Origin of the sequence: Longicatena caecimuris (genome assembly GCF_004341945.1) — a bacterium.
In the GTDB taxonomy this organism is placed as follows: domain Bacteria; phylum Bacillota_I; class Bacilli_A; order Erysipelotrichales; family Erysipelotrichaceae; genus Longicatena; species Longicatena caecimuris.
This window is the reverse complement of record NZ_SMBP01000020.1, coordinates 24,835-36,705: the sequence shown is the minus strand read 5'-3', so window position 1 is coordinate 36,705 and position 11,871 is coordinate 24,835. Positions and strand designations below refer to the sequence as shown.

Sequence of the window (11,871 nt, the reverse complement as noted above, 5' to 3'; positions counted from 1 at the left end):
TAATAGGAAATGAAGGGTAATGTTATGAAACTATTCTCCTAGCTCTAATGTAGCTACTAGAGGATTGTGGTCAGACAATTTAGAAGGAATCATTTTAACTTCTTTGATCGTGATGTTTTTTGACACAATGATGTTGTCGACACTGTTTACTTTCATAGTATCATCAACGCCATTATACGTATCTAACCATTTGCCATCTAAACCATTGGCAATATGATATTTTTCTTTAAATGCATCAAATTCTTTTGTGGACTGATCGGCATTAAAATCACCAACTGCAATTACATATTTGCAAGTATCGCTGTCCATGGCTTTCATTAAGGTTTCCATCTGCTGTTTGCGCAATTTCTGATCTTCATAGCTTAAATGAGTGTTATAGAAGGCGATTTCTTTGCCGTCTTTTTCAATCACGACACGCTGATATAAACGTGGTTCAATAGGATTCTTTGCGGATACAGCATCCATCTTTGCTTCGGATTCTTTATTGTCTGGATCATAGTCTTTGTAAGCATCCGCCAATTCCTGTGCGATTTCTTTACCAGCAAATAAATCGCTATACAATTTAGTAGCATCTTTGCTCTTGAATTCATATTTCGATACTGTCGCAATACCATATTCACCACCGGAGAAAGCGATGGCATTTGAGAAGAATGCATCCTTGTAAGGATCAACTTTGAATTTGCTGACTACATCATAGTGATTACGTCTTGTCATGTTATCGACTTCTTGAAGTCCGAAAATCTCAACACCGTTTTCTTCCAATAATTTACGCTGTGCATCTACATCTGGCTGTGATTTTGCGTCAATGTTGTTTGATGCGACAACCAGTGTATTGCCGCTTGTTTCCTTTTTGTCCTTGTCGGCATTGTTGTTAGAACATCCTGTTGCAGTTGCTAATAAAGTCATGGCACATAAAGCACATAATAATTTTTTCATAGTTTCCTCCTGTTTTACGAACATAAACATGTAAAGCTGGATCCAGAGCAGAACGATATCTACATGAAACTACAAAAAAAGGCATAAGTTTTTCCCCAAAAACTCATGCCTGATTGAACAGTAACACGTTTTATCATTTCGCTTCTAACTTTTACACACAAATGATAAGCGTTTACATTTCGTTTGTCAATCCCTTTTTTTAAAAAATTTTTATTTGCGATATTTACAATTTGTGAAAAAATGTTATCATGAAAACGTTTTATAATTCTAGAAAAGGAAGTGGTTTCATGACTTGGTATCGAAAATTATGGGTTGCCTGTATGCCTCTTTTGTTGTTTCTTCCTATAGTTTCCATCGTGGCTAGTATCAGTCAGCTACTAGCTGAAATCCTTCCTTTTATGACACTATTTGTTCGTCTGGATGCCTTGTATGCTAAGGCGCTGCCTTTCTTACTGGCAGGCTTTGTATCTTATCAGTTTTGTAGACATAAGGATGGCAGTGTTGTCTTATCCGCAATGATTGCTTATTTACTCATCATCAGTGTTTTACAAAGTGAGGTTTTGAATGAGGCTTTTGCTTATCAATGGCATGTAGATGTGGCTGTAGATTATATTCAAAATCCATTGACTGCCATCTTATGCGGATTGGTTGCGGCAAAGCTATTTGAGCGGTTTTCACAAGTACAGTTACCCAAAAGTCTGGCTTTTTTCAGTGGACGTCGTTTGGTCCCGATATTAACTATTTTCATCATGTTGGGATTGGCTGTTCCGTATTACTTTATCTGGACATTTACAATACGTCAATTGTTCTCTTTAACAGCTGTATTATATGAGCATGGAATAGTTGGGGCAAGCATTAGTAAAGTACTGAATAGTGGACTTGTGATTGTTGGTTTACGTGATATCAGTGATGGTTTTTATATCCTTCCCGGTTTTCAGAAGGGCATTACCGTCATGCAATATGGTGTAATGCCTGCATTTATGCTTTCCTGGATGGTATTCCTTCTTCATAAGAAACGATATCCCATGGCTATTTTTGTGAGTTTGTGTCTGTTACAATGCCTCTTATCACAGGCTAGTGACGCTTTTGTGTTGTATTTGTTTATCAGCGCACCGCTATTATGGCTTGTATATTGCATAGGGAGTGGCTGTATATTTTATTTGGCTTACTTTTCTGTTTCAGGTGGATTGCTGACGGTCGTTTTTGGTAGTATCTATATCAGCTTGCTATGGCTTTCTTATAAAAGACAGTGGCTTTATTTACCCCAGGAAGAGCGTGGTGCTATCCATGATGAATATGTCGTAGAACTGTTAGAAGTTTTTGGCGGCATGGAGAATATAAGAGTGATGAAAGTGATGGATCGCAGCTTATTTATCACTGTGTATGACATGGATTTTGTAGATGAACAACGATTACTAAAGCTGTGCGCTTATCATCTTGCAAAGGATGAATACTGCTATGAATTGGCGGCAGGTAACCAGGCATTTGCTTTGCAGCAAGCGTTGCAAAGGTTACAGGAAAAAGAATTACAGCAATTGCTGTTGTAAAAGGAGGGACATCATGCAAATCATACATGTTTACAACAACAATATTGTTTCGGCAATTAGAGGCAAACAGGAAATGATCATTGTCGGAGCAGGAATCGGCTTTCATAAACGGCCCGGCGATACGGTAGATGAAAAACGCATTGAAAAGACATATACCTTTGAAGATGAACAGAAAAAACAGCTGCATATGCTGTTGGAACGTACACCTATTTTGTATTTTCGAATTGCTGAAGTCATAGCCCGTAAGGTATGCGAGACTTTAAAAATAGAAGTGAGCCCACAGCTATTGATCTCATTGAGTGATCACATCCATTATGCGGCAGAACGTAAGAAACAGAATATCAATGTCCCTAATTTCATGTTAAATGAAATCAAAACATTGTATAAAAGAGAATTTAAAGTGGGTCTGTGGGCGTTAAAGCTCATTCAGGCAAATACGGAAATCAGTTTCCCAGAGGATGAGGCTGGTTATATTGCCATGCATATCGTCAATGCCACATTAAACAATGGTGGGCGTAGCAGTAATGTATCAAAAATCTTACGTTTCATTAAAGATGTACAGCGAATCGTTGAGGAAACGTATCAGGTTCATCTTGATGAGAATGAACTTAACTTTTCACGTTTTATTACGCATTTAAAATTTTTGGGACAGCATATGTTTTCAAATCAAAAGACGAAAAAAGAAGAGCTTGGCGATTTGTATGCCTTTTTGATAAAACGCAATGATAAAATGGAACATTGTATTCATCAGATCAGAGAAACGATCAAAGAAAAATATCATTATGAGCTACAGGAAAATGAACAGGTGTATCTGATGATCCATATTGGAAAGCTGATTGATTAAGATGAAACTACAGAAATTAGGAAGAGCCCTCATGTTGCCAATCGCCGTCTTCCCGGCTGCGGCATTGCTTATGGGGATTGGCTATGCATTAGAAGAAAGTGGTATGGAAAATCTATATTTTATGGCAATGATCTTGCAGAAAACAGGAAATGTTATCATCTCCCAGATGCCAATGATTTTTGCGATCGGTGTAGCTTATGAACTAAGTGATGATAAAAGTGGTTTAGCTGCCTGTAATGGATTATTATGTTTTCTTATTATCACCAGTTTGCTTTCGGTATCGAATGTCTCTTTTTTAGAAGATACCTTGCGCTTTCGGGTAGATGAAGCTTTTGGCAATATTAATAATCAGTTCATTGGGATTTTAAGTGGTCTGTTAGCTGCATTTAGTTATCGTCGTAAACATGTTTCTACAAACTATTTACCTGCTGATTTTAGGGTCTTGGTTTATACCTCCATCTTTGCTATGCTTTGTTCCATCGTTTTATATATCGTCTGGCCTCTCATTTTTACATTGCTTATTTCCATTGGCACCATGATCAAGGATATGGGACCTTTGGGCGCAGGTATTTATGCGTTTTTAAATCGCCTGTTGGTTCCATTGGGATTACACCATATGTTAAATTCTATCTTTTGGTTTGATGTGATCGGTATTAATGATATTGGCAATTATTGGGCAGGCACGGGAATACGCGGAGTCACGGGCATGTATCAGGCAGGGTATTATCCAATCATGATGTTTGGTGTGGTAGCCATGGCTTTGGCGATGTATCAATGCTGTTTTATTACGCGGAAAAAGAAGATGAAGCCGTTTTTTGTATCCTCTGCTATTGCGTCGTTTCTCACCGGTGTTACGGAGCCATTAGAATTCTCCTTTATGTTCTTATCTCCATTGCTCTATGTGATGCATGCTTTACTGACTGGTATTTCGGTGTTTATGGCAGCCAGCTTACAATATATTGCAGGCTTTAGCTTTAGTGCCGGGGCTATTGACTTTGTATTGGCGAGTTCGCTCCCTATGGCAGTAAAACCATATATGCTATTCGTTCAAGGTGGGCTTTTCTTTGTGATATATTATGTGCTATTTCGATTAATGATCAAGAAATTTGATCTTTGTACTCCGGGAAGAGAGAATGATCAAAATGAGCCGTTTCAAGAAGGAAGTATTGCTGCTGAAGATTTGAATGAGATGGCAAAAGTCATCATTGAAGGCTGTGGCGGGGCAGAAAATATCATTGCGATTCATTCCTGTATCACACGTCTTCATATCACATTAAAAGATCAGGATAAGTTTGTTTTTAAGCGCATTCGTCAAAATGGTGCTGCCGGTTATTTAAAGACAAAAGAAGAAATTCAGATTGTGTATGGTGCGCATGTGGATGCTATCATGGATGTATTAAAAAATTATCAATTGTAATCAGTTAAACGACGGGGAAGCCATGCAACGTATAGAAAGATACAGAAAACTTCATGGCAATTCTTTCAAAGATTGCTTCTTTTTATGATGCCCATCATTGAAAATCATAAACTTAATGTTTTGTTCATACGGTAAGTTTGTTATAATAGTAGATGCTGGAGGGATACTATGTCCAATACATTTCATAAAGAAGATTTTTTTCATGTTGTAAAATCATATGGCATAACTTTGCAGGATACGCAGCTGCAACAATTTGCCATGTATGCTGCTATGCTCCTTGAATGGAATCAAAAAATGAATTTGACGGCGATTACGGATATGGATGAAATCTATGAAAAACATTTTCTGGATTCTATATTGCCCTCCTTTGATGTAAAACTGAAGGGTACTTTCTGTGATGTTGGGGCAGGTGCTGGGTTTCCTAGCATCCCTTTGAAAATCGTTTACCCTGACTTAGAAATTACGATTGTAGAAACATTAGGAAAACGAATTACTTTTTTAGAAGCTCTGTGTCATCAGCTGAAGTTAAACAATGTGCATTGTGTACATGCAAGAGCTGAAGATTATGCGAAAGAACATCGGGAAAGCTTTGATATCGTCAGCGCAAGAGCGGTTGCAAACTTAACAATGCTTTCAGAATTATGCATTCCGTTGGTAAAGGTAGGCGGTATGTTTTTGGCATTAAAGGGTGCCAATGCGCAAGAGGAGTATGCGTTGGCTGAAAAAGCAATTCGCCTTCTTGGATGTGAGGAGAAACGCAGGGATGAAAAAGTGCTGTCGGATGGTTCCAAAAGGGTCAATTTTGTCTTTGAAAAGGTAAAGAAAACCCCATTGAAATATCCAAGAGCATTTGCGCAAATAAAGAAAAATCCCCTTTGAGGAGGAATAGAATGGAAGATACAAAGATGATAGCAATCGATTTGATTGAACCGAATCCATATCAGCCACGCTTGGAATTTGATCAAGACGCGCTAATGGATCTGGCACAATCAATTCGTGAAAATGGTTTGATTCAGCCAATCACCGTACGAAAGGTTAATGATAAATATCAAATCATCGCCGGTGAACGTCGATTCCGTGCATTACGTTTAAATGGTGCTGTGGAAGTACCGGCAAATATTATGGATGCTGATGAAGTACAGATGGCAGAAATGGCATTGGTTGAAAATATTCAAAGAGAGAATTTAAGTGCCATAGAAGAAGCCAAATCGTATGTGGAAATCATGAAATATGCTGGCATTAATCAATCGCAGCTGGCTTTACGTGTAGGTAAATCACAAAGCTCTATTGCCAATAAAATTCGCTTGTTAAATCTGGATGAGGAAGTACAGGAGGCAGTCAGTGCACGCCGTATCAGTGAACGTCATGCCCGTGCTTTGTTAGGCTTAGATGAAGAAAAACAGAAACAGACATTGCAGAAAATAGAAAAAAGAGGTCTGACCGTTGCACAGACAGAAAAATTATTAAAGGAAGAGGCACAAGGGCCAAAACCAAAGAAAAAAGTTATGCTGAAAGGCATTAGTAAGAGTATACGTATTGCTTTAAATACCATTCATCAAGCGGTAAGCATGGTGAATCGGGCAGGCTGTGAGGCACTCATGCAGGAAGAAGAACGTGAGGATGATGTCATCATAACCATACGCATTCCGAAATAGAAAGGTCTGGTTACATATGGGAAAAATTATTGCTGTTTCAAATCAAAAGGGGGGCGTTGGTAAAACGACCACTTCGATTAATTTAGCGGCAGGGTTAGGATATTTAGGTAACAAGGTTCTGTTGGTAGACTTTGATCCACAGGGCAACGCAACACAGGGAGTCGGTGCTGAAGTAGGTGAAGATAAACTTTCTGTATACAATTTGATTATGGAACATTATGAGGTGAGAGACATTCGTAAAAAGTTATCATCACCTCCGATAGATATCATACCAGCTAATATATCTTTAGCAGGTGCCGATTTGCAGATGGTAAAATTTGAGGTTGGAAAAGAAGAATTATTAAAAAACAAATTAGAACCGATTAAGGATGAATACGATTTTATTATCATTGACTGTCCGCCTTCTTTAGGCTTGTTGAATACCAATGCCTTAACGGCGGCAGATTCGGTTATTATTCCAGTACAGTGTGAATATTATGCGTTGGAAGGTGTGACACAACTTTTATTAACGATTCGTCTGGTACAGCAGCTGTTTAATAAGAATCTGATGATTGAAGGTGTGATCTTAACGATGTATGATGGACGTACGAAATTAAGCGTAGAAGTGCAACAGGAAGTTCGTCAGCATTTCAAAGATCGTGTATATAAAACCTATATACCTCGAAATGTAAAATTAAGCGAGGCACCATCACGCGGTATGTCGATTTTTGAATATGATGTACGTTGTGAAGGAGCAAAAGCATATGCCGGATTAGCGAATGAGGTTGTCCGCATGAATAAGAAGGCGAAGGCCAGATAGGAGGTAAGCGTCAATATGGCAAAAAAAGAGAACAATGCCAGACTGGGCAAAGGACTATCGGCTATCTTTGGTGAAGATGTCAGCAATGTTTTAGAAGACATTCAGCAAGGGAAAAGCGAGGTTCATGAAGACAGCAAGTTTGAGGTGGATGTTAAGGATGTAAAACCAAATCCTTATCAGCCAAGAAAACACTTTGATGATGATAAGATTCAGGAATTGGCAGATTCGATTAAATTACATGGTGTGTTTACACCAATCTTAGTTAAAAAAGCAGTCAAAGGTTATGAACTAATTACCGGTGAGCGTCGTTTACGTGCCAGCAAGCTAGCTGGGTTAAAGCGTATTCCGGCCATCCTGATGGATTTTGATGATCAGCAGATGATGGAGATTGCCTTATTGGAAAACATTCAGCGTGAAGATCTGAATGCTATTGAAGAGGCGCAAGGCTATGAAAAGCTGATTAAGAAACTAGGATATAAACAGGAAGAATTAGCACATCGTATTGGGAAATCCCGTGAACATGTTGCCAATATGTTACGATTATTAAAATTGCCTGCATCTGTGCAACAGCATGTAGTGAATAATGAACTCAGCATGGGGCATGTACGCGCCCTGTTATCCTTGAAAGATCCAAAACTCATGGAAGAGGTAGCGCAAAAGGCAATACAATTGCATTTATCTGTGCGTGCCGTGGAAACGCTTGTTAAAAATATGAATGAGCCTAAGCCGGAACCGGTGAAAAAAGAGCGAGACGTTAATCTGGATCAGGTAGAGAAACGATTACAGAGTCGTTTTGGCACAAAAGTAAAAATTGATGAAAAACAAATTGTCATTAAGTATCATGGCAACGATGACCTCAATCGTGTACTTGAGATGATTGGCGGATTAGATGAAGAAATGTAAGAAAGATGCGATGTATTCGTGTCTTTTTGTTTGCGAATTTTCATGGTGATAAAGACGATAGAAAGGACTATAGTATAACTTTTAGTAATAAAAAAAGAATTGTGATAGTACAATCATATGCACAATTCTTTAGGTCGTATAAAAAATTATTTGTTTTTTAAAATATTATGCCGGATATAAGCAATGGTCTGATCTAAACCATGATCTCTTAAATATTCTAATATATGCTGTGTCAATGCTTTTGTGTTAGGATGCATCATGACTCTGTCATAACCGTTTAAGAAGTATTCTAAAGCACTGGCATCGGTATAGTTTTCCTTTTGATAGGTCATGGATGCCGCAATACGATCGCAAATCATCTCAACAACGTAGTTGACAGGCATTTCAATAGCAATGACACCATTTTTTACATTTCCATTGTCCAACCAGTATTCCCAGTGATGACGATTCCGTCCTTTATGATGCAACCATCCAAGGGAATACCCTTTTACTTCTTTTTCTCGATTAATAGGGCTGCGAAAGCCTTGATAATAGGTAACTCCTGCCCAAAATTCAACAGGTGAATATTTCGATAAATCGTGTAAGATTCCTTGCTTATATAAATGGCAGCGAAAGCATAATTTAGTTACCAGTATTTTATGATGATTGATCGTTGAAAGATGTCCCCAGAAACGATTCATAATAATCTCCTTCCTATGTGAATTTATAATGTCAGAGGTATTTTAACACAAATAAAGAAAAAGGGAAGAGTGGAATGATGATCGATCATAGATGGGTATTTGTATGGGGAAGGTCTTATATCCTCTCTTATGATTATCAAAAAGTTGTAAAAAAACGCATGACCATCACATATCCTTCACATTCGCGCGTTATAGTATAGGTACAGGCAGACTTACTGCTTGTGTGGTAATGGAAATCGTTTCCCCATCCCTATAGTAATAGTAACAACAGCTATCATGTTTACATAATTTTATAATTTCCATTACCGGCCTTCATGCTTAAGACCTCTATCCCTCGTAGAGGTCTTATTGTATGTGCTCTTTAATAAATTAACACAGAATTCAAATACAATTCATATGTTTTTCACAAAGCTGTCTTATACTAAAAGTACAAGGTAAGTAATACCTTGAAAGACTTTGGTAATGGTACTTACTCCCTCGTTTGCATTTGTTCATTCCATAAACAAACCGCCATTACCTTTCCATAAAAAACGACTCCTTACTACTTCAAGGAGTCATTTTTAGCTGAATTACTGCTTTTTTTATGTTGTATGATCCATGCATGTATCGGTATAAAGATGATAAACAGGATCAAAACAATTGGTAAGATTGCATTCCATGGTGTTGAGAACTTCTCGATATAACCTTGGAAGAAAATAAAGATGACGATGACAGGCAGTATGAAACTGACGTAGCCTCGTATCCAGCTAGGAAACTTTAGCCCTTTTCCTGTATTTGCTTCACCAAGGAAATTTTTCCATCCCCAACCATAACGGAAGGTACAGAATAATAGATATAATAAGGAACCTAATGGTAATAAATTGCTGGAAACGATGAAATCTTCTAAGTCCTGAATGGTTGTTCCTTCACCTAATGGCTGTAAGAAGGATAGAATATTAAATCCTAATGCACAAGGCAGTGATAAAATCAGGATGGCAAAGAAATTTACCCATACGGCTTTCTTTCTTGACCAACCGCTATCCATAGCAAAGGCAACGATATTTTCAAATACGGCAATAATGGTCGTTAATGCTGCAAAAGACATAAATAAGAAGAATAAGGTTCCCCATAAGCGTCCTTGAGCCATGGCATTAAAGACATTTGGCAATGTCACAAATACCAATCCTGGGCCACTTCCGGCATCTACACCAAAAGAGAAACAGGAAGGGAAAATAATCAAACCGGCAATAAAGGCAACTAAAGTATCTAAGATACAGACATTCAGACTTTCACCTAGTAAAGAACGATCTTTTCCGATATAGCTGCCAAAGATAGCCAACGCTCCGATACCCAGACTAAGCGTAAAGAAGGCTTGACTCATTGCCGCAAAGATGGCGTCCCATAAGCCGTTTTCCATCATTTTACCAAAGTCAGGCACTAAATAAAACGTTAAACCTTCTACAGCATCTGGTAAAGTGACAGCGCGTATCACCAGTATCAGCATAACAATAAATAAACAGGACATCATATATTTGGAAATCTTTTCAACCCCATTTTGTAATCCCTTGCTGCAGACGAGAAAGCCGATCATGGTAATTACGACCATCCAAAACAGGTTCTGCGCAGGACTTGCGAGCATATCATGAAATATCTGCCCCACTGCTTCTGTTGACTGGTTTTCAAAAGTGCCACTTATCATTTTCAAACAGTAATTCAACATCCATCCGCCAACGGTCGTATAAAACATCATCAGCATGTAATTACCGCCGATTGCCACATATTTGATGAAATGCCATTTTGTCTTTTTTGGCTCTAGTACATCAAAAGATTTTGCGGCCGATTTCATAGATGCGCGTCCTACGGAAAATTCCATTACCATGATAGGTAAGCCTAACAGCATCAGAAATAATAAATATAGCAATACAAAGGCAGCTCCGCCATACTGGCCGGTGATATAAGGAAACCGCCAGACATTCCCCAGTCCGACTGCACATCCCGCTGAGATTAGGATAAAGCCTAAGCGCGATGAGAATTTTTCTCTTGTTTTCATACATTCACACCCTTTTATGCATAATTTTATCGGTGTATATAAGGAAAGTCAATCTTTAATTCGGCTTTGTCATGGCAATTGTATTACTTTTTAGGAAATGGTATGAAAATTTAAGAGATACGTGATATACTATACGACGTAAAGAGGTGTAAAGATATGGAAATGCATAGAAATTCCCGCTGCTGGTGTGGCAGTGGCAAAAAATATAAACAATGTCATGAAAAGTTTGATGAAAAAATTCGCGAATTTGCTAGAAATGGCGAGATTGTGCCAGATCGCAGTTTGATCAAAAGTACAAAGGATATTCTTGGTATCAAAAAGAGTGCTGCTATTAACACCGGTGTACTTGATCATGTCGCAAAGCATATACATGTCGGTATGAGTACCGGTGATATTGACCGATTGGTGTATGATTACACAGTAAGTCATGGGGCAATACCTGCTCCTTTGAATTATGAAGGCTTTCCTAAAAGTGTTTGTACATCGGTTAATGATGAGGTATGTCATGGTATTCCGGATGATGAAATCATCTTACAAGAAGGCGATATCGTCAATGTAGATGTTTCCACCATTTTTCATGGTTATTACTCCGATGCTTCGCGAATGTTTATGATTGGTGAAGTGAGTGAAGAGGCAAAGCGTTTGGTACAAGTGACGAAAGAATGTCTGGAAATCGGTATAAAAGCTGTCAAACCTTGGGGGCATGTAGGCGATATTGGAGCGGCGATTCATGAATATGCAACGAGCAAAGGTTATAGTGTCGTGATAGATTTTGCCGGACATGGCGTTGGGAAAGCATTCCATGAGGATCCTATCGTTTCACATGTAGGGCGTAAGGGAAAAGGCATGATTCTGGCTCCCGGTATGGTGTTTACTATTGAACCGATGATCAATGAGGGAGATTATCATCTCTATATTGATGAAGATAATGGATGGACATCTTATACGGCGGATGGCAAGCTTTCTGCTCAATGGGAACATACCTTACTGGTAACCGAAAAAGGTGTTGAAATTTTGACATATTAAACAAGGGGGTTGCCCTTGTTTTTCAAATAGGAAAA

General features: G+C 38.4%; 11 protein-coding genes. 8 read left to right on the top strand and 3 right to left on the bottom strand.

Features of this window, described 5'->3' with window-relative positions; all coding sequences use genetic code 11:
- Positions 1–30 precede the first annotated feature (30 nt).
- Positions 31–936 (bottom strand): endonuclease/exonuclease/phosphatase family protein, encoded by a 906-nt coding sequence (locus EDD61_RS10975; RefSeq protein WP_008691176.1) that lies wholly within the window; start codon positions 934–936, stop codon positions 31–33.
- 287 nt (positions 937–1,223) lie between these two features.
- Here EDD61_RS10975 and EDD61_RS10970 point away from each other — a divergent pair, with 287 nt between their 5' ends.
- The 7 genes from EDD61_RS10970 to EDD61_RS10940 all read left to right on the top strand — a co-directional run bounded on the left by EDD61_RS10970 (position 1,224) and on the right by EDD61_RS10940 (position 8,101).
- Complete coding sequence (locus EDD61_RS10970) at positions 1,224–2,483, top strand: PTS transporter subunit EIIC (protein ID WP_132225377.1); 1,260 nt, start codon at positions 1,224–1,226, stop codon at positions 2,481–2,483.
- 13 nt (positions 2,484–2,496) lie between these two features.
- Positions 2,497–3,327 (top strand): PRD domain-containing protein, encoded by an 831-nt coding sequence (locus tag EDD61_RS10965; RefSeq protein WP_132225375.1) that lies wholly within the window; start codon positions 2,497–2,499, stop codon positions 3,325–3,327.
- Position 3,328: 1 nt separating this feature from the next.
- Entirely contained in the window at positions 3,329–4,744 is a 1,416-nt protein-coding gene (locus EDD61_RS10960; protein ID WP_226897107.1) for a PTS transporter subunit EIIC, read from the top strand.
- 168 nt (positions 4,745–4,912) lie between these two features.
- Positions 4,913–5,623: a 16S rRNA (guanine(527)-N(7))-methyltransferase RsmG gene (rsmG, locus tag EDD61_RS10955; protein WP_008977745.1), complete on the top strand. Its 711-nt coding sequence runs from the start codon at positions 4,913–4,915 to the stop codon at positions 5,621–5,623.
- 11 nt (positions 5,624–5,634) lie between these two features.
- Entirely contained in the window at positions 5,635–6,399 is a 765-nt protein-coding gene (locus EDD61_RS10950; RefSeq protein WP_008691186.1) for a ParB/RepB/Spo0J family partition protein, read from the top strand.
- A gap of 16 nt (positions 6,400–6,415) precedes the next feature.
- Complete coding sequence (locus EDD61_RS10945) at positions 6,416–7,198, top strand: ParA family protein (protein WP_008691188.1); 783 nt, start codon at positions 6,416–6,418, stop codon at positions 7,196–7,198.
- 15 nt (positions 7,199–7,213) lie between these two features.
- Positions 7,214–8,101 carry a ParB/RepB/Spo0J family partition protein gene (locus EDD61_RS10940; RefSeq protein ID WP_008691189.1) on the top strand — a complete coding sequence of 296 codons (888 nt, stop codon included), beginning with the start codon at positions 7,214–7,216 and terminating at the stop codon, positions 8,099–8,101.
- 146 nt (positions 8,102–8,247) lie between these two features.
- Here EDD61_RS10940 and EDD61_RS10935 read toward each other — a convergent pair whose 3' ends face one another.
- Entirely contained in the window at positions 8,248–8,781 is a 534-nt protein-coding gene (locus EDD61_RS10935; RefSeq protein ID WP_008691190.1) for a DUF5662 family protein, read from the bottom strand.
- Positions 8,782–9,322: 541 nt separating this feature from the next.
- Positions 9,323–10,810, bottom strand: a complete 1,488-nt coding sequence (locus EDD61_RS10930; RefSeq protein ID WP_117547693.1) for a sodium-dependent transporter — start codon at positions 10,808–10,810, stop codon at positions 9,323–9,325.
- Positions 10,811–10,966: 156 nt separating this feature from the next.
- On the opposite strand from EDD61_RS10930, the gene EDD61_RS10925 reads away from it, so the two are divergent.
- Positions 10,967–11,836, top strand: a complete 870-nt coding sequence (locus tag EDD61_RS10925; protein WP_008691192.1) for a methionyl aminopeptidase — start codon at positions 10,967–10,969, stop codon at positions 11,834–11,836.
- Positions 11,837–11,871: the final 35 nt, after the last annotated feature.